This window comes from Geodermatophilus sp. SYSU D01186, from assembly GCF_054050215.1.
This window is the reverse complement of sequence record NZ_JBJGYW010000015.1, coordinates 15,572-37,215: the sequence shown is the minus strand read 5'-3', so window position 1 is coordinate 37,215 and position 21,644 is coordinate 15,572. Positions and strand designations below refer to the sequence as shown.

The following is a 21,644-nucleotide window of genomic DNA, read 5'->3' as shown; positions in this document are numbered from 1 at the left end:
GCTCGCCGGACGTGGCGCGCGTCACCGGTTCCCGGGCGCGCCGGCCGTTGGCTGACCGGAGCGCAGGAGGACCCATGGCGAGCACGAAGGACTGGTTCGAGACCGTCGAGGAGGCGCAGCACCGCGCGAAGAAGCGGCTGCCGCGGTCGGTGTACATGGCGCTGGTCGCCGGCACCGAGAAGGGCCTGACGGCGAACGACAACGTCGCCGCCTTCGACGAGATCACCTGGCGGCCGCACGTCGCCGGCCTGTCGGCCAAGCGGGAGCTGGCCACGACGGTCATGGGACAGGACGTGTCCATGCCCGTCCTCATCTCCCCCACCGGCGTGCAGGCGGTGCACCCCGACGGCGAGGTCGCCGTCGCCCGCGCCGCCAAGGCCGAGGACGTCGCGATGGGGCTGTCCTCCTTCGCCAGCAAGCCGGTCGAGGAGGTCGGCGCCGCCACCGACAAGCTCCTCTTCCAGATGTACTGGGTCGGCTCCCGCGAGACGATCCTCGCCCGGGCCGAGCGCGCCCGCGCCGCCGGCGCCAAGGGCCTGATCATGACCCTCGACTGGTCCTTCGCCTCCCGGCGCGACTGGGGCAGCCCGCCGATCCCCGAGAAGATCGACGTCAAGAACGCCCTGAAGTTCGCCCCCGAGGTGCTGCGCAAGCCGCGCTGGCTGGCCACCTACCTGCGCACCGGCGCGATCCCCGAGCTCAGCGTCCCGAACCTCGCCCTCGACGGGCAGGAGCCGCCGAACTTCTTCGGCGCCTACGGGGAGTGGATGGGCACCGCCCTGCCCACCTGGGAGGACGTCACCTGGCTGCGGGAGCAGTGGGGCGGGCCGTTCATGCTCAAGGGCATCACCCGGGTCGACGACGCCCGCCGCGCGGTCGACGCCGGCGTCAGCGCCATCTCGGTGTCCACCCACGGCGGCAACAACCTCGACGGCACCCCCGGCGCCATCCGGTCGCTGCCGGCCATCGCCGACGCGGTCGGCGACCAGGTCGAGGTCGTGATGGACGGCGGCGTGCGCCGCGGCGGCGACGTCGTCCGCGCGATGGCGCTGGGCGCCAAGGCCGTGATGATCGGGCGCGCCTACCTGTGGGGCATGGCCGCCAACGGCGAGCGCGGCGTGCAGAACGTGCTGTCGATCATCCGGCAGGGCATCGACGAGGCGCTGCTCGGCCTGGGCAAGACGTCGGTGCACGACCTCACCCGCGACGACGTCGTCCTGCCGCCGGGCTTCACCCGCAGCTGAGACGCGCGACCCACCGGGTACCGGGAATGCGGGTCCGGCGGGAGGGCTTGCCACGTTGCGTGCCCTCCCGTCGACTGCCCAGGCCCGCCGCCTTCTGGACCGCCGCGACGCTGCTGGTCCTGGTCCTCGCGGCCTCGGGGGTGCCCTCGCCGCTGTACCGCGTCTACCAGGAGCGCTTCGGGTTCTCCGCCGGCGTCCTGACGACGGTCTTCGGCATCTACGCGATCGCCCTGCTCGGCGCCCTGCTGGTGGTGGGCCGGCTGTCGGACCACGTCGGCCGGCGTCCGGTCATCGTCGTCGGGTTGCTCCTCCAGGTGCTGGCCAGCGTGCTGTTCCTCGCGGCGGACGGCGTGGGCTGGCTGCTGGCCGCCCGGGTGGTCCAGGGGCTGTCGGTCGGCGCGCTGACCGGCACCCTCGGCGCGATGCTGCTGGACCTGCAGCGCCGTGACCGGCCGCTGGCCGCGATGCTCAACGCCGCGTCGCCGACCGTCGGCCTGTCCCTCGGCGCGGTCGGCGCCGGGGTGCTGGTCGAGTACGCCCCGCACCCGACCCGGTGGGTCTTCGCCGCGCTCGCGGTCGCCTTCCTCGTCGCCACCGCGGTCGTCGCCCTGCTGCCGGAGACCTCGCCGCGGACGCCGGGGGCGCTGGCCTCGCTGCGCCCGCAGGTGCGGGTGCCCCGCGCGCACCGGCCGCCCTTCCTCGTGGCCCTGCCCTGCCTGGTGGCGATGTGGGCGCTCGGCGGGCTGTACCTCTCCCTCGGCCCCTCGCTGGCGGTCGGCGTCTTCGGCGTCGACGACCACCTGGTCGGCAGCCTGCTCATCCTCGCCATGCAGGGCACCGGCGCGATCGGCTCGATCACGATGTGGCGGGTCCGCCCGCACCGGTCGATGCTGACCGGCGCCCTGCTGTTCGTGCTCGGCGTTTGCACGACCATCACCGCGCTGGGCACCGGCTCGCTGCTGCTGTTCTTCGTCGCCTCGGTGATCTCCGGCTTCGGCTTCGGCTCGGCGTTCCTCGGCGCGATGGGCACCATCACCGCCGGCGTCGCACCCGGCGACCGCGCGGGGCTGCTCTCCAGCGTCTACGTCGTCGGCTACCTCGCGTTCAGCGTGCCGGCGATCGTCGCGGGGCTGGCCGCCGGCGAGGTGGGGCTGCGGCCGACCGCCGAGGTCTACGGCGCGGTGCTCGTCGTCCTGGCCCTCACCGCGGTGGCCGGCCTGCTGCGCCGGCGCCGCGCCCAGCGCCGGCTCTCCTCCGTGGAGCAGTGCGAGCCGGTCGCCGCCTAGGAGGTCAGCGGCGGACGGCGGCGACGAAGCCCACCACCCGCTCACGCAGCTCCGCCGCCCGCTCGGCGACCACCTCGGCCGGGTCGCGGTCCTGCAGCCACGGCGGGATCTCGGTCCGGACCCGGTGCGAGCAGGCGAGGTCGGCGCAGATGTAGGTGCCGACGGTGTTGCCGTTGCGCCCGGCCTCACCCACCCGCCTGGCGGTGAACAGCGAGACCGCGTCCCCCGGCTGCGCCGTCTGGCACAGCAGGCACATGGCCGCCGTCCGGCTGGACATGCGAGTGTCGGCGGCACGGACGGCGATGCCCAGCGGCCGCTCGTCGACCTCCAGCACGAGGTACCCGCGCAGCGGCGCCTTGGGGTCGCGCCAGCCCAGCACCTCCAGCTGCGCCCAGTCGAGGTCCGCGAAGCCCGGCGGCAGGGTCAGGCCGTCGGCCTCCCCGCGGGAGCAGTTGGCGAACGAGCGCCGCACCTGTCGTTCGGTCAGCGCCTGCACCGTTCCTGCTCCCCACCTCGTCGGACTGCCGGCGGACATCCTGCGGGACGACCGCCGCCCGGTCAGCCGATTTTCCGGTCCAGCGCGGCCGGCACCTCCGCCGGGGTGGCCACCACGACCGCCGCGCCGGCGTCCGCCGGCTCGCCGTCCTCGGCCGGGCCCCAAGCCGGCGCCGATGCACGGCAGCCCGTGCGCCCCGGCGCCCCGCACGTCGTACTCCCGGTCGCACGGCGACGTCGAGCAGTGCTCCGGCTGCGTGGTGCGCCCGGTCGGCCGCCACCGCCCGCGGGACGTCGACCGGCGGGACGCCGAGGACCAGCGGGAAGCCCGTCCTGCAGCGGCGGGCCCACCATCGCCCGCAGCTGGGCCGGCGTCGGCTCCGGCCGGCCGAGCGCGGCGGCGGCGACCCGCACGGAGGCATGGATGCCCGGCGAGGAGTCGACCAGCGTGCCGTCGAGGCCGAACAGGACGAGGCGGCCCGGCCCCGGACCCCCTGCTTCGGGGATCAGCCGATCGGGTCCGCCCCTCTGGTGGACACCGCCCCCCGGTGTTGCAATCTTCAAGCACCACCGCCCCCTGCCCCTGCCCGATCCCGGAGGCCTCCGATGACCCGGACCCGCGACAACGCCGTGGCGCGCCAGAGCTCGACCATCCGGCTCGTGCAGGCCGCGGCCGTCCTCTCGGTGCTCGTGCTGCTCTGGCAGTTCTTCACCGCCGGCCGGATGATCTCGGGCACCGACGCACTCTCCGGACACGGGACCGGTGCGATCGCCCTGCACGTCAGCACCGGGCTGCTGCTGGTGGCCACCGCGCTGCACGGGCGGCGGACCACCCAGTGGTGGCCGGCGGCGCTCACCGGGGTCACCTTCCTGCTGACGTTCCTGCAGGCCTGGCTCGGCAGCCACGGCCAGATCGCGCTGCACGTCCCGGTCGCCCTGGTCGTGGCCATCGGCATCGTGTGGGTGACGTCCTGGTCGTTCTGGCCCGCGAACATCTGAGTCACCGGAGCCCCAGCCAGGCGAGCGCCTCCTCGACCGTCGCCGCGACGGGCACTCCCCGCGGCACCGGCGGCCGGCGGACGACGACCACGGGCAGCCCCAGCTGACGCGCCGCGGTGAGCTTGGCCGCGGTCATCCCCCCGCCGCTGTCCTTGGTCACCACCACGTCGACGTCGTGCTCCCGCAGGAGCGCGAGCTCCTCCTCGACCGTGAACGGGCCGCGGGCCAGCACCACGGTGACCCTCTCCGGCAGGGGCGGTGCCGGCCGCTCGACCGCGCGCACGAGGCAGCGGCCGGTCAGTCCCGCGAAGGCCGCCAGCCCCTGACGGCCGGTGGTGAGGAAGACCGACGCGGAGCCGGCCACCGCCGCCGCGGCCTGGTCGAGCGAGTCCACCCAGCGCCAGTCGTCGCCGGGCTGCGGCGTCCAGCCGGGGCGCTGCAGGCGCAGCAGCGGGGTGCCCGTGGCGGCGGCGGCCGCGGCGGCGTGCGCCGTCATCGTCGCGGCGAAGGGGTGCGTGGCGTCGACGAGTGCGGCGACGCCGTCCAGGGCCGCCACCAGCCCGTCCACGCCGCCGAAGCCGCCGATGCGCACCGCACCCGGCGGCAGCCGCGGCTCGGCGACCCGGCCGGCCAGCGAGCTGACCACGTCGACCCCCTCGGCGACGAGGTGCCCGGCCAGCCGGCGGGCCTCCCCGGTCCCGCCGAGCACCAGCACCCGGCCGGTCACGTCGTCGCCCCGTGCATGCTGACCGGGTGACGGAGGCGGGGCGCGAGCGCGGCACGGGCCTGCGCTTCGGCTGGACGACCGGAGCGTGTGCGACCGCCGCGACCACCGCCGCCTACACCGCGCTGCTCACCGGCGAGTTCCCCGACCCGGTCTCGATCGACCTGCCCAACGACCGGCACCCCTCCTTCGCCCTGGCCCGCGAGCACCTGGCGGACGGCGCCGCGACCGTCGGCATCGTCAAGGACGCCGGCGACGACCCCGACGTCACCCACGGCGCCCTCGTGTCGGCGCGGGTCACGCACGGCGAGCCGGGCAGCGGGGTGGTGTTCCGGGCCGGCCCCGGCGTCGGCACGGTGACCAAGCCCGGGCTGCCGTTGCCGGTGGGGGAACCGGCGATCAACCCGATGCCGCGGCGGTTCATGCGCGAGCACGTCGCGGCGGTGGCCGCACGGCACGGCGGCACCGGGGACGTCGTCGTGGAGGTGGCCGTCGAGCACGGCGAGGAGCTGGCCCGGCGGACGTGGAACCCGCGGCTGGGCATCCTCGGCGGGCTGTCCATCCTCGGCACCACCGGCGTCGTCGTCCCGTACTCGTGCTCGTCGTGGATCGACTCGATCCGCCGCGGCATCGACGTCGCCCGGGCGGCCGGGCACACCCACGTCGCCGGGTGCACCGGCTCCACCAGCGAGCGGGTGGTCACCGAGCTGTACGGCCTGCCCGAGGACGCGCTGCTCGACATGGGCGACTTCGCCGGCGCCGTCCTCAAGTACCTGCGACGCCACCCGGTGCCGCGGCTGACCGTCGCCGGCGGCATCGGCAAGCTGGCCAAGCTCGCCGACGGCCACCTCGACCTGCACTCGGGCCGCTCCCAGGTCTCGACCGAGGCGCTGGCCGCCCGCGTGCGCGACGCCGGCGGTCCCGCGGAGCTCGTCGAGGGCGTGCGGACGGCGAACACCGCCCTCGACGCGCTGCAGCAGTGCCAGGCCGCCGGGCTGCCCCTGGGCGACCTGGTGGCCGCCGGCGCCCGGGAGACCGCGCTCGGCGTGCTCCGCGGGGCGCCGGTCGAGGTGGACGTCGTGGTGATCGACCGGGCCGGCACGATCGTCGGCCGCGCCTGAGCGGAGGCTGAGGGTGCAGGAAACCTGCGCCGAGAGCCTCCGCATCAGCGGGGCCGGGTCGTCGAGTAGAGGTGGCTGTCGGGGAACTGCTCGGCGCTCAGCACCGGCCCGACGACCACGATCGCCGTCCGCCGCACCCCGGCCGCCTCGACCTGGGCGGCGATGTCGGCGAGCGTGCCGCGCAGCACCAGCTCGTCGTCCCGGCTGGCGCGGGCGACGACGGCGACCGGGCCGTCGTCCCCGTAGTGCCCGGCGAGCTGCGGGGCGAGCTCGGCGATCCGCTGGACGGCGAGGTGCAGGACCAGGGTCGCGCCGGTGGCCGCGTACGCCGCGAGCTCCTCCCCCGGCGGCATCGGGGTCGAGCGGGCCGAGGTGCGGGTGAGCACCACGGTCTGCCCGACCCCGGGCACGGTGAGCTCCCGCTTGAGCGCCGCGGCGGCCGCCGCGAACGCCGGCACCCCCGGCACCACCTCGTACGGCACGCCGGCGGCGTCGAGCCGGCGCATCTGCTCGGCCATGGCGCTGTAGACCGACGGGTCCCCGGAGTGCAGGCGGGCGACGTCGAGGCCGGCCTCGTGCGCGCCGACCAGCTCGGCGGTGATCCGGTCCAGGTCGAGCTCGGCGGTGTCGACCAGCCGCGCACCCGGCGGGGCGGTGTCGAGCAGCTCGCGCGGCACCAGGGCGCCGGCGTAGAGGCAGACCGGGGCCGCGGCGATGAGCCGCGCGGCCCGCAGGGTCACCAGGTCCGCCGCGCCCGGACCCGCCCCGATGAAGTACACCGTCACCGCGTCGTGCTCCAGATCGTCACCGGCATCGCCGGCCGCCAGCCGGTGAAGGTCCCGACCGGCTCGGCGGAGGCCACCGACAGCCGGGTCAGCGACCCGCCCACCCGGGCCCGCCACTGCGCCAGCAGCGCCTCGCTCTCCACCGTGACCGCGTTGACGACCAGGCGGCCGCCGGGGCCGAGGGCGTCCCAGCAGGCGTCGAGCACGCCCGGCGCGGTCGCCCCGCCGCCGACGAAGACGGCGTCCGGCCGCGGCAGGCCGGCCAGCGCCCCGGGCGCCCGCCCCCGCACGACCTCCAGGCCCGGGACGCCGAGCCGGGCGGCGTTGTGCGCGATCCGCTCCGCGCGTCCGGCGTGCGACTCGACCGCGACGGCGCGGCAGGACGGGTGCACCCGCATCCACTCGACGCCGATCGACCCGGCCCCCGCACCGACGTCCCACAGCAGCTGACCGGGCAGCGGCGCCAGCCGCGCCAGCGTCACCGCGCGGACGTCGCGCTTGGTCAGCTGCCCGTCGTGCGCGTAGGCGTCGTCGGGCAGCCCCGGCACGGTCGGCAGGGGGACGGTGCCCGGGTCGGCGACGACCTCGACGGCGGTGAGCACGAGGGGGTCGGTCTCGGGGTGCGCCCACTCCGCGGCGAGGCCCTCGAACCGGCGCTCGTCCGGCCCGCCCAGCCGCGCCAGGGCGATCACCCGGCTGCCGCCGTAGCCGAGGTCCGCGAGCAGGGCGGCCACCCCGGCCGGCGTCCGGGTGTCGGAGCCGAGCACCAGCAGCCGGCGTCCCGGGGTGACGTGCGGGACCAGCAGGTCCACCGGGCGGCCCACGAGCGGGACGACCTGCGTCTCCTCTCCCGCCCAGCCCAGCCGGGCGCAGGCCAGCGTCACCGACGACGGGGCCGGCAGCACCGTCACCGCGCCCGCCCCGTGCAGGCGGACCAGCGAGGTGCCGACGCCGGAGAGCATGGGATCGCCGCTGGCCAGCACGACCACCCGGCGTCCGGGGTGGGCCTCCGGCAGCGCCGCGAGGGCCGGCGCCATCGGCGAGGGCCACGGGACCCGCTCGGCCGCCACGCCGTCAGGCACCAGCGCCAACTGCCGGGCGCTGCCCCGCAGCACGTCGGCGTCCTCGACCGCCCGCCGCGAGCGGGGCGGCAGCCCGTCCCACCCGTCGGCGCCGACGCCGACGACGGTGACGCGCCACCCCTCGTTCACGCGGTGTCCATGGGCGCGACTCCGACCCCGATCCGCTCCTCGCTCGCCGGCGCTCGCTGCGATGCTCCCTCGGGCGTCGTCACGCCGGCAGCTCACCGCCGGGGCCCGCCGCCTCCGCCAGCAGCCGCTCCCGCTCCTCCTCGGGGAGCAGATCGACGTAGACCGTCCCGTGCAGGTGGTCCACCTCGTGCTGGAGGCAGCGGGCGGCCATGCCCGTGGCCTCGATCGACACCGGCCGGCCCGCCGCGTCCACGCCGTCCACCCGGGCGCGGAAGGCGCGCGGCAGCTCGGCGTAGGGGCCGGGCACCGACAGGCACCCCTCCTCGGTGACCTCCTCGGCCGGCTCGCCCTCCCGCGGCGCGAGGACCGTGAGCTCCGGGTTCACCACGTAGCCGACGACGTCCTCCCCGTCGGCATCGGGGCAGTCGATGACGAAGACCCGCGCGTCGACGCCGATCTGGTTGGCGGCCAGGCCCACGCCGTCGGCGGCCTCCATCGAGGCGAACATGTCGAGGACCAGGTGGCGCAGCCCCTTGCCGAACTCGGTCACCGGCGCGCACCGGCGGTGCAGCACCGGGTCGGTGCCGTAGGTGACGATCGGCCGGGCGGTGCCGTCGTAACGGCCGGGCAGGCGCATGGACGCCCATCCTAGGGACGGCGCCGGCCCGCCCGGTTGGCACGATGTGCCGGTGCTGCCGCCCCGCGACCTGCCCACCGCCGCGGGGCTCGCGCTGGGCGCCGCGGCGGACCTGCTGCTGGCCGATCCGCGCCGGTGGCACCCCGTCGCCGGCTTCGGCCGGATCGCCGGTGCGCTGGAGCGCCGCGCGTGGCGGGACTCGCGGCCGGCCGGTGCCGGGTACGCCGCCGCGCTGACCGGCGGGGCGACCGTCCTGGGGCTCGTCCTGGACCGGGTCACCCGCACCCGTCCCGGAGCCCGCGGGCTCGTCACCGCCGTCGTGACCTGGAGCGTGCTGGGCGGCACCTCACTCGGCCGGGCCGCGACCGCCATGGCCACGACCCTGGACGCCGGGGACCTCCCCGCCGCCCGCCGGCTGCTGCCCACGCTGGCCGGACGCGACCCGGCCGGGCTGGACGGCGGCGAGCTGGCCCGGGCCACGGTGGAGTCGGTCGCGGAGAACACCTCCGACGCCGCCGTCGCCCCCCTGGTGTGGGGCGCGGTCGCCGGCCTTCCGGGGCTGCTGGCCTACCGCGCGGTCAACACCCTCGATGCGATGGTCGGCCACCGCTCGCCGCGGTACCTGCGGTTCGGCTGGGCCGCCGCCCGCGCCGACGACGTCGCCAACTGGCTGCCCGCCCGGGTGACCGCCGCGCTCACCGTCGTGACCGCCCCGCTGGCCGGAGGCACGGCCCCCGGCGCCTGGACCACGTGGCGCCGCTACGGCGCCGCCCACCCGAGCCCCAACGCCGGCCGGTGCGAGGCGGCACTGGCCGGGGCGCTGGGGCTGCGGCTGGGCGGCCGGAACGTCTACGGCAGCCGGGTCGAGGAGCGGCCGGTGCTCGGCAGCGGCCGGGCGCCGGCCGCGGGCGACATCGGCCGCGCGGTGCGCCTCTCCCGCGCGGTCTGGATCGCCGCCGCGGCCCTCGCGGCGAGCGGCCGGCTGCGCCGCGGGCCGCGCGACCGGCGCGGCTGAGGCGGGTGCCGCGGCAGCAGGCCCCGCGGCTCGGACAGGACGGGGAAGCCGCCCGGGTCGACGCGGGCGTGGCTGGCCGGCGGGTCGGCCGGACCGCGGCCACCCCGGACGGCGACGACGAGGGTGGTCACCGACAGCGCGGTGATCCCCAGCAGGACGAACAGGACGACGACACCACCTGAGGTCATGCCGAGAGAGTGGCACCGATCCGGCTGGTGCAATGCGGTCCACTACGGCATGGTGGCCCGCATGCCACCCCGCTCGGCCCAGTCCACTTCGGCGCATGAGCTGGCCACCCTGGTCGGGCCGGTGGAGGTGGCGCCCGGCCCGCGCTACGCCGCCCTGGCTCGCCGCATCCGCGAGCTGGTCACGACCGGGGCGCTGCCCAGTGGCAGCCGGCTGCCCGCGGAGCGGGAGCTGGCCGCCGAGCTGGGCGCCAGCCGGGTCACCGTCGCCTCGGCCTACCGGCAGCTGCGCGCCGACGGGTTCGCGGTCACCCGGCACGGCTCGGGCACGGTGGCCGAGCTGCCGGCCGCGAGCAGCGTGTGGCGGGCCCCGAGCACCGACCCGGAGCTGCTCGACCTCGCGCACGCGGCACCCGAGGCGGTGCCCCAGCTGCAGGCGGCCTACCAGCAGGCGCTGGCCGCACTCCCGGCGTACGCGGCCGGGCACGGGTACGCGCCCAGCGGCCTGCCCGAGCTCCGGGAGGCCATCGCCGACCGCTTCACCGCCCGCGGCCTGCCCACCGGGCCCGACCAGGTCGTGGTGACCGCCGGCACCGGCGACGCCACCGCGATCGTGTTCGAGACGCTGCTCCAGCCCGGCGACCGCGTGCTCGTGGAGCACCCGACCTACCCCGGCGCGCTCGGGATGGTGGCCGCTGCCGGCGGCCGGTGCGTCCCCGCCCCGGTCGACGCCGCCGACCCCGACGGCCTGGTCGCCGCGGCGGCACTGGTCGCCCGGCAGAGCAGCCCCCGGATGGCGTTCGTCATGCCCGACTTCTCCAACCCCTCCGGTGCGCGGTTGTCGGCCGCGGGGCGGCGCCGGCTGGCCGCGACCCTGTGGCAGCACGGCGTCCTGAGCGTCGTCGACGAGGTGACCGCCGAGCTGCACCTGGACGACGGCTCCCTGCCGCCGTTCGCCGCCGCGCTGCCGGACGCCGCCACGGTCACCGTCGGCGGGCTGTCGAAGGCCGTCTGGGGTGGTCTGCGGATCGGCTGGGTCCGCACCGACCCGGCACTGGCCGCCCAGCTCGGCGAGGCGCTGGGCCGCCGGCAGCTCTCCGTCGGGGTGGTCGACCAGCTCGCCGCCGCCGTCCTGGTGCGGCAGCTGGACGACGTCCTCGAGCAACGCCGGGAGGCCCTGCGCGAGCGGCGCGAGGTGCTGCTGACCGAGCTGGCCCGGACGCTGCCCGGGTGGACGGCGCCCCGGCCCTCCGGCGGGCTGTCGGTGTGGTGCCGGCTGCCACCCGGCCTCAGCTCCGCGGCCCTGACCGCGGCCGCGGCCCCGCTCGGGCTGGTGCTCGCGGAGGGCCGCGCCTTCGGCACGGGGCACGCGTTCGACGACCACCTCCGGCTGCCGTTCACCCTCCCCCCGGACCGGCTGCGGACGGCGGTGGAGCTGCTCGCCTCGGTGAGCGCCGGCCTGCCCGCCGCACCCGCCCGGGGATGGGCCCCGACCCGCCCGCTCACCGTCGTCTGAACCGCTGCGGGAGGCCGTCGAGCACCGACAGCCCGTGGCGACGCGCTGCACGGCGTGGGGGCCCCGTCGCCCGGGGTGCAAGCCGCGCTACAGAGTCGTACCGTGTCACCCAACGGGAGTTCGGTGACCGTGCGTCACCGGCCCACCGCGGTGGTCGAAGCCACGGCCGTCGGCGCACAGCCGGACACCCGTCCGGCGACCCCCCCGTGGAGTCGACATGACAGTGACGCCGTCACCCATCCTGTCCTCGGTCCGTCCCGTGTCCGGCCCGCCCGCCTCTGCGGGGCCGCACCCCGGGCCCTCGGCGTCCCGGCCGGTCCGCAACGCCCGCAGGCTCGCCGGCCGGTTCCGATACGAGCGGCGCACCGGCACCTGGACGTGGTCCCCGGAGATGACCACGCTGCTCGACTGCGGCCACGGCGGCGCCCACCCGTGCACCGAGCTGCTGGTGCGCTCGATGCACTCCGGCGACCGCCCGCACGCGCTCGCGGCGATCGCCTCGGCCTGCACCGACGGCCTGCCGTTCTCGATGCGGGTGCGGCTGCGCGGCCGCGGCGGCACCGAGCGGCCCGGCGTCCTCATCGGTGAGCCGGTGCTCGACCCCAACGGGGTGGTGGAGGCCCTGGACGGGCTGCTCGTGGAGGTGCCGGCCGAGCCCGCCCACGCCCCGCACGTGGACGGCGGCGCCGACGGCGACCGCGTGCGCGCGCTGGAGACCGAGGTGGCCCAGCTGCGCACGGCGATGGGCAGCCGGGCGGCGATCGAGCAGGCCAAGGGCATCGTCATGCTGCTCACCGGATGCGGTGACCAGGTGGCCTTCGACGTGCTGGCGCACATCTCGAGCAACTCCCACCGCAAGGTGCGCGACGTGGCCGTGGCCATCACGGAGTCGGCCGCCGGGCACGCGTCCCTGCCCGACGACATCCGCGGACTCATCCGCGACGTGTGCCCGCCGAGCCCGCGCATGCACTGAGCCACAGGCCCTGGGGGAGCCCGCTCCGGGGCGCGCGGGAGAATGCCGCTGCCACCGGCGACCGCCGGTGGTCCCCCCGAGCCGAGAGGGGAAGCGCGGCGTGCTCTACCTCGTCGTCCGGTTCCTGCTGCGCCCGCTGTTCCGGATCGCGCTGCGCACCCACGTCACCGGGCGGGAGAACGTCCCGGCCACCGGCGCGTTCATCCTCGCCAGCAACCACCTGTCGTTCATCGACAGCATGGTCATCCCCCTCTCGGCGCCGCGCCGCGTGGGCTACCTCGCCAAGGCGGAGTACTTCACCGGGTCCGGCGTCTCCGGCTGGCTGTCGAAGACGCTGTTCACCGCGCTCGGGGCGCTGCCGGTGCAGCGGCAGACCCACCGGGCCGCGCAGGAGGCCCTCGACACCGCCCTGGGGGTGCTGCGCCAGGGCGGCGGCTTCGGCATCTACCCGGAGGGCACCCGCTCCCGGGACGGCCGGCTGGCCCGCGGCAAGACCGGGGTGGCCTGGCTGGCGCTGACCGCCGACTGCCCCGTCGTCCCCGTCGCGGTGGCCGGCACCGACGAGGTGCAGCCGGTGGGCTCCCGCTGGCCCCGCCCGCACAAGGTGTCGGTCACCTTCGGCGCGCCGCTCACCTTCCCCGAGTACCGCGGGATGGCCGGCAACGGCCGGGCCCGCCGCGCCGTCACCGACCAGATCATGGAGGCGATCGCCGAGCTGTCGGGGCAGGAGAAGGCCGGCTGGGGCGCCCCGCGCGAGACCGTGTGACAGGGGCGCTGCTCGTCGCCGGGACGACGTCGGACGCCGGCAAGTCGGTCGTCACCGCCGGCATCTGCCGCTGGCTGGTGCGCCAGGGGGTCTCGGTGGCGCCGTTCAAGGCGCAGAACATGAGCAACAACTCCATGGTCACGCCCGACGGCGCCGAGATCGGTCGGGCCCAGGTGGTGCAGGCCGCCGCCGCCCGCGTGACCCCCGAGGCCGCGATGAACCCGGTGCTGCTCAAGCCGGGCGGGGAGGACTCCAGCCAGGTCGTCGTCCTCGGCCGGCCGGTGGCCGAGGTCAGCGCGCTGTCCTACCGGCCGATGAAGGCCGCGCTGCTGGAGCAGGTGCTCGCCTGCCTGGCCGACCTGCGCTCCCGCTTCGACGTCGTCGTGTGCGAGGGCGCCGGCTCGCCCACCGAGATCAACCTGCGCGCCGACGACATCGCCAACATGGGCCTGGCCACCGCTGCGCAGCTACCGGTGGTCGTCGTCGGCGACATCGACCGCGGCGGCGTCTTCCCCGCCCTCTACGGCACGGTGGCTCTCATGCCGCCGGCCGACCAGCGACTGGTCGCCGGGTTCCTGGTCAACAAGTTCCGGGGCGACGTCCGGCTGCTGCGCCCGGGGCTGGAGTCGCTGACCGGGCTCACCGGGCGGCCGACCCTCGGGGTGCTGCCGTGGCTTCCGGGGCTGGACCTCGACGTGGAGGACTCCCTGGGCCTGGGGACGGCGCGCCCGTCCGCCGGCCCACCGCACGGGGAGGACGTGCTGCGCGTCGCCGCCGTCCGGCTGCCCCGGCTGTCCAACTCCACCGATCTCGACGCGCTGGCCGCCGAGCCCGGCGTCCTCGTCCGCCACGCCACCACCCCGGCCGAGCTGGCCGACGCCGACCTGGTCGTGCTGCCCGGCACCCGGTCCACCGTCGCCGACCTGCGGTGGTTGCGGGAGACGGGGCTGGCCGACGCCGTGGCGCGGCGGGCGGCGGAGGGCCGCCCCGTGCTGGGCATCTGCGGCGGGCACCAGATGCTGGCCCGCACGATCACCGACGACGTCGAGTCGCGGGCCGGCACCGTGCCGGGGCTGGCCCTGCTGCCGGCCGACGTCCGGTTCGCGCGGGAGAAGACCCTGGCCCGCCCCACCGGGACCGCGTTCGGGCAGCCGGTGCGCGCCTACGAGATCCACCACGGCGTGGTCACCGTCGACGACGACGCCGAGCCGTTCCTCGACGGCGCCCGGCGTGGCTCGGTCTGGGGCACGACCTGGCACGGGGCGCTGGAGAACGACGGGTTCCGCCGGGCCTTCCTGACGGAGGTGGCGCGGGTGGCCGGCCGCCGGTTCGTCCCGGCCCCGGACACCGACTTCGCCGCCGTCCGCGAGCGGCGCCTGGACGCCCTGGGCGACCTGGTCGCCGAGCACGCCGACACCGATGCGCTGTGGCGGCTGGTCGAGGACGGCGTCCCGGCCGGCCTGCCGCTGCTGCCGCCCGGCGCCGGGTCTCGCTGACCGGCACCCGCCGCGCGCACGGGGTGTGCCGTGGGACACGACGCGCGGACGCCCCGCCCGCGGGCGGTGTCGCCGGTGGCCCCCCTGCGGGACCATCCGCCGACGGACCCCAGCAGCGGGAGGCGGCCATGGCGATCGCGGTGCACGTGGTGAACACCCCGAACAGCGACGCGCGGGCGGCCTACGAGGGAGCCTGGCGGCGCATCGACGAGCGGGGGCTGCGGCACCCGGCCGGCCGGCAGAGCCACACCGCCTGGATGGCCGGGGACGTGCTGCACGTCGTGGACGTCTGGGACTCCCCCGAGGCGTTCTCGGAGTGGATGGTCACGCTCGGCCCGATCCTCGAGGAGTTCGGCATGACGCTCGAGGGGCAGCCGGAGGTGGGCGAGGTCCTGCAGGTGGTCCGGCCGGACTGACCCGCCCTCAACCCGCGGCCAGCCGCTCCCGCACGTCGTCCGGCCACGGTGCGGCCGCGCCGTCGGCCACGCAGACGTACGTGGTGCGGACGACGCAGCAGACCCGCTCCCCGACGCGCACGGTGAACCGGGCGGTCGCGCTCGTGCGGCCCACCTTCTCGGTCTCGGCGTCCACGGTGACCGTGTCCCCCCAGCGCGCGGCCGAGGACCACTCGAGCGTGCTGGCCTTGACCAGCGGGTCGATGGAGCGCTCGGTGAGCTCGGCCCACGACAGCCCGGCCGCGGCCCACCAGGCGTTGGAGGCCTCGTCGGCCCACGTCAGGTAGTGGGCGTTGAAGACGACGCCCTGCTGGTCGCACTCGACGTACCGGACCGGGGCGCTCCACCGTGCCGTCACGGGGACGGACCGTAGTCCGGTTACGGTCCTCGGCATGGACGGCGTGCTGGACCGCTATCGCGACCCCTCCCAGTTGGTGCAGGACAAGGTGATCGACCACCTCGACCGCCACTGCCGGGCCTTCGTCGAGCTGTCGCCGTTCGCGACGCTGTCCACCGCCTCGGCCGACGGGTGGCCCGACGTGTCGCCGCGCGGCGGGGACCCGGGCTTCGTCAAGGTGCTCGACGAGCACCGGCTCGCGCTCCCCGACCGGCCGGGCAACAACCGGGTGGACAGCCTGCACAACGTGGCGGGCAACCCCCGAGCGGCGCTGCTGTTCTTGGTGCCGGGCATCGAGGAGACCCTGCGGGTCTTCGGCACCGCCGAGCTGGCCGCGCCGGAGGACCTGGACGTCGACCTCACCGAGTTCGGCCGCGCGCCCCGGTCGGTGCTCGTGGTGACGGTGACCCGCGCCTACTTCCAGTGCGCCAAGTCGATCATGCGCTCGGGCCTGTGGGACCCGTCGCGCCAGGTGGAGCGCACGGCCTTCGCCCCCATGCGCGAGGTGTTCGGCGACCACTGCCGGCTCACCACACCGCTGCCCGACGACGCGGTGATGCGGGAGGGGCTGGCCCAGGAGCTCTGAGCCGTCGGTACCGGGCCCTACGGTGCGGGCATGGCGACCGACGTCCAGGTGGTGGTGGACAGCTCCGACCCGCACGGGTTGGCCGACTGGTGGGCCGAGGCCCTCGGCTGGCAGGTGGAGGCGCAGGACCCGGCGTTCATCCGCCGCATGGTCGAGTCGGGCGCGGCGAGCGAGGCCGACACGACGACCCACCGGGGCGCGCTCGTCTGGCGGGTCGGCGCCGCGGTGAACTCCCCGGACCCCGGCCGACCGCGGGTGCTGTTCCAGCTCGTGCCCGAGGCCAAGACGGTCAAGAACCGCGTGCACCTCGACCTGCACGTCGGACCCGAGCAGCGGGACGCCGAGGTGGCGCGGCTGGTGGAGATGGGCGCCACGGAGCTCCACCGGCAGTCCCAGGGCCCGTTCACGTGGGCGACGCTGACCGACCCGGAGGGGAACGAGTTCTGCGTGGCCTGAACCCGCTGGCCCCTCGGGGCCCGTGGCGAGCCGGGCCCGCGGCGTCGGGCTCAGCTGGCGCGTAGGTCCCGGGCCAGCTTGCGGTAGGCCACGGTGCGCTCGACGATGCTGCGCCTGCGACCTCGCCGCGACCGCTGGTCGCCCCCCAGGTAGCGGGCGTCCTCAACGAGCTGGAAGGCGGCCAGTACGCTGGCCTTCACCTCCCGCACCCGTGGCGCGGCAGGTGGCACCGGTTCGGCCGAGGTCATCGCGGCCCCCTCTCCTCGGAGGAGCCCCCTGACCCGCCCCGTGAGGCCATGGTGCCCCTCCATCGGCAGGTCGAATCCTTCCGGTGACCGATTGGTGCCGATGTGTCACACGTGACACATGAGGTCCACGAACGTCGCGCTGACGGCCGCGTGCCGGCGCCCGTCCGCGATTCCGTACGGTGCCGTTCATGACCGGATCCGGGTTCGGCCGACGCCTCGCCGACGGCCTCCGGGCCGCGCTGCGGCCGGCCGTCCGGGCGGCGCTCCGGCCGGCTCCGCAAGCGGCCCGGCCGGGGGTCCGCCGTGCCCGCCGGACGCCGGCTCCCGCCCCGGCGTCCGAGGCGTCCGACGGGGTGCGCGACCTCCCCGGGACGCTCGCCGGCGTCGACCTCGGCTACTCCCCGCACGACGACGCCCTGCCCGACCCCGGGGAGGTCGTGTGGGCGTGGGTGCCGTTCGACGAGGGCGACGGCCGCGGCAAGGACCGGCCCGTGCTGGTCATCGGCCGGCGGGGCTCGGACCTCGTCGGCCTGATGCTCTCCAGCCAGGACCACGACCGCGACGCCGCGGACGAGGCGCGTTTCGGCCGGCGGTGGATCGACGTCGGCTCCGGGGCCTGGGACCCCCAGCGCCGCCCCAGCGAGGCGCGGCTGGACCGGCTCCTGCTCGTGCCGCCGGATGCCGCGCGCCGGATCGGCGCCGCGCTCGGCCGGCGTCAGTTCGACGAGACGGTCGCCGCGGTCCGCACGCTGCACCGCAGCTGACGTCGCTCCGGCGCCGGACGCGAGTCGTGAGTGGGCGGCACCCCGCAAGCACCCGACGGCACCGAGATCCACATCGGCCCACCCCTGCTCACCGCCGCATGAGCACACGCCCGGAATCCGCTCGACCGCACTGCGGTGGCCGCGGCACGCTGCCCGGGATGGACGACGTGGAGGTCTTCTGGGCGCTGCACAGCGACCTCCCGCGCGAGGGCGTGGGATCCGACGCGACCACCCGGCACCTGCTCGGCCTCGCCGGGGCCCTGCCGGCGGAGCCGAGGGCGCTCGACATCGGCTGCGGCCCGGGGCGGGCGTCGCTCGTGCTGGCCGCGGCCGGTGTCCGGGTCACCGCCGTCGACCTGCACGAACCCTTCCTGCGGCGGGCCCGGCAGGCGGCCGCCGACGCCGGCCTGACGAGCCGGATCGCGGTCGAGCGGGCCTCGATGGGTGCGCTCCCCCACCCCGACGGCGCCTTCGACCTGCTGTGGTGCGAGGGAGCGGCCTACCTCATGGGCGTCGACGCGGCGATGTCCACGTGGCGGCGGCTGCTCTCCCCCGGCGGTGTCCTCGTGCTCACCGACGCGGTCTGGACGACGGACACCCCGTCCCCGGAGGCCGCCGCGTTCTGGGCCGCGTACCCGGCGATGCGGGACGTCGCGGCCACCGTCGCCGCGGCAGGGGCCGCCGGCTACGACGTCCTCGCCACACACCTGCTGCCCGACTCCGACTGGGCTGAGGAGTACCACGATCCGCTCGAGGCGGCGATCGACGCCTGGCCCCGGCCGGACGAGCGGACGGCCGCGGTCCTGGCGGCAGCCCGGGTCGAGATCGACGTGCGGCGCAGGCACGCCACCGAGTTCGGCTACGCCGGCTTCGTGCTGCGGCGCCCGTGACGGGTCAGGCGGCCACCACGTGACCTGCGGCGTGCAGCCGACGCTTGGCCATCGCGATGGGCACCTGCCCGACCAGCGCGGGCAGCGCCCACCACACCGGGTTGCCGGTCGACCCGATCAGCAGCCCGGTCACCATCGCGATGTAGGACCCACCGAGCAGATGCGGCTGGAGCGTCCGCCACGATCGCCAGCCCCGCCGACGGGCCAGCGCACCGGTCACCGCCAGCAACTCGGTCCCCACCGCGACCGGCAGCAGCCACGCGAGCCCGGGTGCGGCGAGCGCGAGGACGGCGCCGGTGAGCGCGACCCCCGCGACGGCGAGCTGGTAGCCCCAGGCAGAGAACGCGGCTCGGGCACCCCGCATCCGGGCGCCGAGCCAGAGAGGTCCCAGCACCAGACCGGCCGTCCCGGCGGCGACGTGCAGGGTGAGCAGCGGGATCGTCACCCGGCGACCGTGGCACCCGCGCGTCGCCGGCGGCAGTCCCGCCCGTCAGCGTCGAGACGTGACGGATGGGAGGTCAGTCGGCGACGGACTCGTCGCGGACCGACTGCCGGGGCCGCACGGTGTAGACGCCGGCCGAGCCCTGCAGCGTCGTCAGATCGTAGCGGTGCACCACCTTGGGGCCGCCGTGGAGGTGCACGTGGGTGATGGTCGGCAGCGGCTCACCGTGCCGCGCCTCACGGACCTCGACCCGCCCGTCCAGCGGGCCACCCACGAACAGCAGCACGGCGTCCTCCGTGCCCGTCGTCTCCTCGGACAGCTCCCTCACCTCCCTGACGCCCCGGTCGAGGGTAGGCGCGTCCGGGCGGGGAAGGGGGCCCCTGGACGGGTGATCAGGCCGACGCCTTCGCGCGGGAGGCCAGCTCCGCACGCACGATCGGGGCCACCTCGGTGCCGAGCAGCTCGATCGACCGCAGCACCTCGCGGTGCGGCGCGGCCCCCAGCGAGGACTGCATGAGGAAGCGGTCGTGACCGAACAACTCGTGCTGGAACAGGATCTTCTCCGCCACCTGCTGCGGGCTGCCGACGACGACCGCGCCGTGCAGGCCGGCGAGCGCGTCGAAGTCCGGCCGGGTCATGGGCCCCCAGCCGCGCTCGCGCCCCAGCTGGGTCATGACCTCGGCGTAGGTGTCGTAGAAGCTGTCGGCCGCGACCTGCGAGGTGTCAGCGACGAAGCCGTGGGAGTTGATCGAGACCGGCAGCGGCCCGTGCCCGTACTGCGCGGCCGCCCGCCGGTGCAGCTGGGCCAGCGGCGCGAACCGGGCCGGCTCGCCGCCGATGATCGCCAGCGCCAGCGGCAGGCCCAGCGCCCCGGCCCGGACGACGGACTGCGGGTTGCCGCCCACGGCCACCCACACCGGCAGGGGGTCCTGCACCGGCCGTGGGAAGACCGGCTGGTCGGCCAGCGCCGCCCGGTGCCGCCCGGACCAGGTCACCCGCGGCGCGTCGCGCAGCGCGAGCAGCAGGTCCAGCTTCTCGGCGAACAGCTCGTCGTAGTCGTCGAGGTCGTACCCGAACAGCGGGAAGGACTCGATGAACGACCCGCGCCCGGCCATGACCTCCGCACGCCCGTGCGAGAGCAGGTCGACGGTGGCGAACTGCTGGAACACCCGGACCGGGTCCTCCGAGGAGAGCACCGTGACCGCGCTGGTCAGGCTGATGCGCGACGTCCGGACGGCCGCCGCGGCCAGCACCGTCGCCGGGGAGCTGACCGCGTAGTCGGGCCGGTGGTGCTCACCGACGCCGAAGACGTCGAGCCCCACCTGGTCGGCGAGCTCGATCTCCTCCAGCAGGTTCGCCACCCGCTGCTCGGGACTGATCGTCGTCCCGGTGTGCGGGTCCCGGAGGACGTCGCCGAACGTGTAGACCCCGAGCTCCACTGCCACTCCCTGCCGTCGTCCGTTGAACGGTCAACCACCGTTCGCGTCACCGGGATTCCCCGTGCGGCGCAGCCACCGGGCCAGCAACGGCGCCGACAGCAACATCACGAACAGCCGCAACACCTGGACGGCGAGCACGAAGGTGGCATCCGCGCCGCCGTCCCGGGCGGTGGCCAGCACCGCGTAGAGCCCGCCGGGAGTCGTGGCCAGGTAGGCGTCCAGCGCGCTGGCGCCCGTGGTGACGGTGAGCACCGCGCCCAGGCCCGCGCAGGCGGCGATGAGGCCCAGGATGATCACCAGCGCCAGCGGCAGCGCCCGCCCGATGGTGCGCAGGCTCGCGCGGGTGAAGTTCAGGCCCACCATCAGGCCGATGACCAGGAACGCCGCCAGCTCCAGCGCGGCGGGCACCTGCGCGCCCCTGGCCAGGCCGCTGAGGTCGAGGGCGGCCGCGACGAGCATCGGGCCGAGCAGGGCGGGCACCGGGATCCGCAGCAGCCGGGCCAGCGGCAGGCCCACGGCCACGCAGACCACCGAGAACAGCAGCCCGGCGGGCCAGCCCGGGCCGCCCTCCCCGGCGAGCGTCCCGCCGGACCCGGGCTCGGCGCCGAACACCGCCGTGGCCGCCACCGGCATGAGGACGACGATGATCAGCACCCGCAGGTACTGCAGGACCGCGACCATCCGGTCGTCGGCGCCCAGCTCCCGGGACATCGCGGTGATGCCCGACGCACCGCCGGCGATCATCGCGAAGGCGCCGGTCACCGGGCTGATCCCCGGCTGCAGGCGCATGAGCAGGCCGGCGACCACGGTCAGCGCCAGCGTGGCGACGGTGACCAGCAGGACCGGCAGCCAGTCCCGCCCGATCGCGGCCAGGGTGTCCAGGTCGACCAGCGCGCCGACGGAGACGCCGATCAGCGCCTGCGCGGCGGTCACGCCCGGGCGCGGGACGGTGAGCCGCCGGCTGACGGTCAGGCCGCGGACCAGGCCGGCGAGCAGTCCGCCGAACAGGGACGGCGAGGGCAGGTCGAGCGCGTCGAGGACGACGGTGGCCGCGAGCGCACCGGCCACGACGAGGGCCGCGTCCACCAGCCACGCGATCCGCCCCGAGCCCCCCACGTGGGTCACTCTGCCTCCTGGCCGCCGCGGCCCCGTCCCGGGGCCCGCCCTGAGCCTGCGAAGGGCGGGGAGGACGGGGTCCTCCCAGACGCCGGCGATGCGGCGCAGCGGGGCGACGTGCGCGCCGAAGGCGGCGGCCGTCGACCTCGGTGCCTCCACGCCGGAGAGCGCGGACCGTCGGTTCCCGATCCGTCACGACACCCGGGGGTGTCGGCGCGCCCGGGCGTCGTGGTCTGATGACGCGGCCACACGCGACGGCAGTGGAGGAAGCCCGGTGAGATTCCGGCGCGGTCCCGCCACTGTGACCGGGGAGTCCGTCCCCACGCTCGGCCACTGTCCCCCCGGGGACGGGAAGGTCGGGGGCGGACGACGATCCGGCAGCCAGGAGACTCCCGCCG

At 76.2% G+C, this 21,644-nt stretch carries 25 protein-coding genes and 1 riboswitch; of the genes, 14 read left to right on the top strand and 11 right to left on the bottom strand.

What is annotated here, in order from left to right:
* Window positions 1-74: 74 nt before the first annotated feature.
* Entirely contained in the window at window positions 75-1,244 is a 1,170-nt protein-coding gene (gene mftD / locus ACI784_RS12740) for a pre-mycofactocin synthase MftD (RefSeq protein ID WP_457013729.1), read from the top strand.
* 59 nt (window positions 1,245-1,303) lie between these two features.
* Window positions 1,304-2,530 (top strand): MFS transporter, encoded by a 1,227-nt coding sequence (locus ACI784_RS12735; protein WP_456921444.1) that lies wholly within the window; start codon window positions 1,304-1,306, stop codon window positions 2,528-2,530.
* Window positions 2,531-2,534: 4 nt separating this feature from the next.
* Here the strand turns inward: ACI784_RS12735 and ACI784_RS12730 are convergent, their stop codons facing one another.
* Window positions 2,535-3,026, bottom strand: coding sequence for an FBP domain-containing protein (locus ACI784_RS12730; protein WP_457013728.1), 492 nt, complete (start codon window positions 3,024-3,026; stop codon window positions 2,535-2,537).
* 605 nt (window positions 3,027-3,631) lie between these two features.
* Here ACI784_RS12730 and ACI784_RS12725 point away from each other — a divergent pair.
* Window positions 3,632-4,024 carry a hypothetical protein gene (locus ACI784_RS12725; RefSeq protein ID WP_456921441.1) on the top strand — a complete coding sequence of 131 codons (393 nt, stop codon included), beginning with the start codon at window positions 3,632-3,634 and terminating at the stop codon, window positions 4,022-4,024.
* 1 nt (window position 4,025) lies between these two features.
* On the opposite strand, the gene ACI784_RS12720 is transcribed toward ACI784_RS12725, so the two are convergent.
* Window positions 4,026-4,751 (bottom strand): cobalt-precorrin-6A reductase, encoded by a 726-nt coding sequence (locus ACI784_RS12720; RefSeq protein WP_456921440.1) that lies wholly within the window; start codon window positions 4,749-4,751, stop codon window positions 4,026-4,028.
* A gap of 26 nt (window positions 4,752-4,777) precedes the next feature.
* On the opposite strand from ACI784_RS12720, the gene ACI784_RS12715 reads away from it, so the two are divergent.
* Window positions 4,778-5,869 carry a cobalt-precorrin-5B (C(1))-methyltransferase gene (locus ACI784_RS12715; protein WP_456921439.1) on the top strand — a complete coding sequence of 364 codons (1,092 nt, stop codon included), beginning with the start codon at window positions 4,778-4,780 and terminating at the stop codon, window positions 5,867-5,869.
* Between the two features lie 44 nt (window positions 5,870-5,913).
* Here the strand turns inward: ACI784_RS12715 and cobM are convergent, their stop codons facing one another.
* From cobM to def, 3 genes are all read right to left on the bottom strand, one after another.
* Entirely contained in the window at window positions 5,914-6,654 is a 741-nt protein-coding gene (gene cobM / locus ACI784_RS12710; RefSeq protein WP_457013727.1) for a precorrin-4 C(11)-methyltransferase, read from the bottom strand.
* Window positions 6,651-7,865, bottom strand: a complete 1,215-nt coding sequence (gene cbiE / locus ACI784_RS12705; RefSeq protein ID WP_457013726.1) for a precorrin-6y C5,15-methyltransferase (decarboxylating) subunit CbiE — start codon at window positions 7,863-7,865, stop codon at window positions 6,651-6,653. The genes cobM and cbiE overlap by 4 nt, the downstream gene beginning before the upstream one ends.
* Window positions 7,866-7,944: 79 nt before the next feature.
* Window positions 7,945-8,502, bottom strand: a complete 558-nt coding sequence (gene def / locus ACI784_RS12700; protein ID WP_457013725.1) for a peptide deformylase — start codon at window positions 8,500-8,502, stop codon at window positions 7,945-7,947.
* 52 nt (window positions 8,503-8,554) lie between these two features.
* Here def and ACI784_RS12695 point away from each other — a divergent pair, with 52 nt between their 5' ends.
* From ACI784_RS12695 to ACI784_RS12670, 6 genes are all read left to right on the top strand, one after another.
* On the top strand, window positions 8,555-9,517 hold the full coding sequence (locus ACI784_RS12695; RefSeq protein ID WP_457013724.1) for a cobalamin biosynthesis protein: 963 nt from the start codon (window positions 8,555-8,557) through the stop codon (window positions 9,515-9,517).
* Window positions 9,518-9,766: 249 nt separating this feature from the next.
* Entirely contained in the window at window positions 9,767-11,218 is a 1,452-nt protein-coding gene (yczR, locus tag ACI784_RS12690; protein ID WP_457013723.1) for a MocR-like transcription factor YczR, read from the top strand.
* 259 nt (window positions 11,219-11,477) lie between these two features.
* Window positions 11,478-12,191: an ANTAR domain-containing protein gene (locus ACI784_RS12685; protein WP_457013722.1), complete on the top strand. Its 714-nt coding sequence runs from the start codon at window positions 11,478-11,480 to the stop codon at window positions 12,189-12,191.
* A 100-nt stretch (window positions 12,192-12,291) separates the two neighbouring features.
* Window positions 12,292-12,957, top strand: a complete 666-nt coding sequence (locus tag ACI784_RS12680; RefSeq protein ID WP_457013721.1) for a lysophospholipid acyltransferase family protein — start codon at window positions 12,292-12,294, stop codon at window positions 12,955-12,957.
* Window positions 12,954-14,453 (top strand): cobyric acid synthase, encoded by a 1,500-nt coding sequence (locus ACI784_RS12675; protein WP_457013720.1) that lies wholly within the window; start codon window positions 12,954-12,956, stop codon window positions 14,451-14,453. The genes ACI784_RS12680 and ACI784_RS12675 overlap by 4 nt, the downstream gene beginning before the upstream one ends.
* A 128-nt stretch (window positions 14,454-14,581) precedes the next feature.
* A complete protein-coding gene (locus tag ACI784_RS12670; RefSeq protein ID WP_456921430.1) occupies window positions 14,582-14,869 on the top strand; it encodes a hypothetical protein in 288 nt (95 codons plus the stop codon).
* Window positions 14,870-14,876: 7 nt separating this feature from the next.
* Here ACI784_RS12670 and ACI784_RS12665 read toward each other — a convergent pair whose 3' ends face one another.
* The gene (locus tag ACI784_RS12665) at window positions 14,877-15,266 is read right to left on the bottom strand and encodes an acyl-CoA thioesterase (RefSeq protein ID WP_456921429.1); all 390 of its coding nucleotides are present in this window, start codon (window positions 15,264-15,266) and stop codon (window positions 14,877-14,879) included.
* Between the two features lie 34 nt (window positions 15,267-15,300).
* Here ACI784_RS12665 and ACI784_RS12660 point away from each other — a divergent pair, with 34 nt between their 5' ends.
* Together ACI784_RS12660 and ACI784_RS12655 are read left to right on the top strand one after the other, a co-directional pair.
* Entirely contained in the window at window positions 15,301-15,891 is a 591-nt protein-coding gene (locus ACI784_RS12660; protein WP_456921428.1) for an MSMEG_1061 family FMN-dependent PPOX-type flavoprotein, read from the top strand.
* A gap of 30 nt (window positions 15,892-15,921) precedes the next feature.
* Window positions 15,922-16,347: a VOC family protein gene (locus ACI784_RS12655; RefSeq protein ID WP_457013719.1), complete on the top strand. Its 426-nt coding sequence runs from the start codon at window positions 15,922-15,924 to the stop codon at window positions 16,345-16,347.
* Between the two features lie 50 nt (window positions 16,348-16,397).
* Here the strand turns inward: ACI784_RS12655 and ACI784_RS12650 are convergent, their stop codons facing one another.
* Window positions 16,398-16,595 carry a hypothetical protein gene (locus ACI784_RS12650; protein ID WP_456921426.1) on the bottom strand — a complete coding sequence of 66 codons (198 nt, stop codon included), beginning with the start codon at window positions 16,593-16,595 and terminating at the stop codon, window positions 16,398-16,400.
* 188 nt (window positions 16,596-16,783) lie between these two features.
* On the opposite strand from ACI784_RS12650, the gene ACI784_RS12645 reads away from it, so the two are divergent.
* Both ACI784_RS12645 and ACI784_RS12640 read left to right on the top strand, forming a co-directional pair.
* Window positions 16,784-17,359 (top strand): type II toxin-antitoxin system PemK/MazF family toxin, encoded by a 576-nt coding sequence (locus tag ACI784_RS12645; protein ID WP_457013718.1) that lies wholly within the window; start codon window positions 16,784-16,786, stop codon window positions 17,357-17,359.
* A gap of 158 nt (window positions 17,360-17,517) precedes the next feature.
* Window positions 17,518-18,249 (top strand): class I SAM-dependent methyltransferase, encoded by a 732-nt coding sequence (locus ACI784_RS12640; protein WP_457013717.1) that lies wholly within the window; start codon window positions 17,518-17,520, stop codon window positions 18,247-18,249.
* A gap of 4 nt (window positions 18,250-18,253) precedes the next feature.
* On the opposite strand, the gene ACI784_RS12635 is transcribed toward ACI784_RS12640, so the two are convergent.
* From ACI784_RS12635 to ACI784_RS12620, 4 genes are all read right to left on the bottom strand, one after another.
* Entirely contained in the window at window positions 18,254-18,694 is a 441-nt protein-coding gene (locus ACI784_RS12635; protein WP_457013716.1) for a hypothetical protein, read from the bottom strand.
* 73 nt (window positions 18,695-18,767) lie between these two features.
* Window positions 18,768-19,019 (bottom strand): hypothetical protein, encoded by a 252-nt coding sequence (locus ACI784_RS12630; RefSeq protein ID WP_457013715.1) that lies wholly within the window; start codon window positions 19,017-19,019, stop codon window positions 18,768-18,770.
* Window positions 19,020-19,083: 64 nt separating this feature from the next.
* Window positions 19,084-20,130, bottom strand: coding sequence for an LLM class flavin-dependent oxidoreductase (locus ACI784_RS12625; protein ID WP_457013714.1), 1,047 nt, complete (start codon window positions 20,128-20,130; stop codon window positions 19,084-19,086).
* A gap of 30 nt (window positions 20,131-20,160) precedes the next feature.
* Entirely contained in the window at window positions 20,161-21,255 is a 1,095-nt protein-coding gene (locus ACI784_RS12620; RefSeq protein ID WP_456921420.1) for an AbrB family transcriptional regulator, read from the bottom strand.
* Between the two features lie 255 nt (window positions 21,256-21,510).
* Window positions 21,511-21,637, top strand: a riboswitch (cobalamin riboswitch).
* Window positions 21,638-21,644 lie beyond the last annotated feature (7 nt).

What these genes read in the sequence shown, in the direction of transcription:
- ACI784_RS12645 (WP_457013718.1), top strand. Translation starts at nt 16,784, where the DNA reads ATGACCGGATCCGGGTTCGGCCGACGCCTCGCCGACGGCCTCCGGGCC.
- ACI784_RS12655 (WP_457013719.1), top strand. Translation starts at nt 15,922, where the DNA reads ATGGCGACCGACGTCCAGGTGGTGGTGGACAGCTCCGACCCGCACGGG.
- ACI784_RS12650 (WP_456921426.1), bottom strand. Translation starts at nt 16,595, where the DNA reads ATGACCTCGGCCGAACCGGTGCCACCTGCCGCGCCACGGGTGCGGGAG.
- def (WP_457013725.1), bottom strand. Translation starts at nt 8,502, where the DNA reads ATGCGCCTGCCCGGCCGTTACGACGGCACCGCCCGGCCGATCGTCACC.
- mftD (WP_457013729.1), top strand. Translation starts at nt 75, where the DNA reads ATGGCGAGCACGAAGGACTGGTTCGAGACCGTCGAGGAGGCGCAGCAC.
- ACI784_RS12640 (WP_457013717.1), top strand. Translation starts at nt 17,518, where the DNA reads ATGGACGACGTGGAGGTCTTCTGGGCGCTGCACAGCGACCTCCCGCGC.
- yczR (WP_457013723.1), top strand. Translation starts at nt 9,767, where the DNA reads ATGCCACCCCGCTCGGCCCAGTCCACTTCGGCGCATGAGCTGGCCACC.
- ACI784_RS12660 (WP_456921428.1), top strand. Translation starts at nt 15,301, where the DNA reads ATGGACGGCGTGCTGGACCGCTATCGCGACCCCTCCCAGTTGGTGCAG.
- ACI784_RS12670 (WP_456921430.1), top strand. Translation starts at nt 14,582, where the DNA reads ATGGCGATCGCGGTGCACGTGGTGAACACCCCGAACAGCGACGCGCGG.
- ACI784_RS12725 (WP_456921441.1), top strand. Translation starts at nt 3,632, where the DNA reads ATGACCCGGACCCGCGACAACGCCGTGGCGCGCCAGAGCTCGACCATC.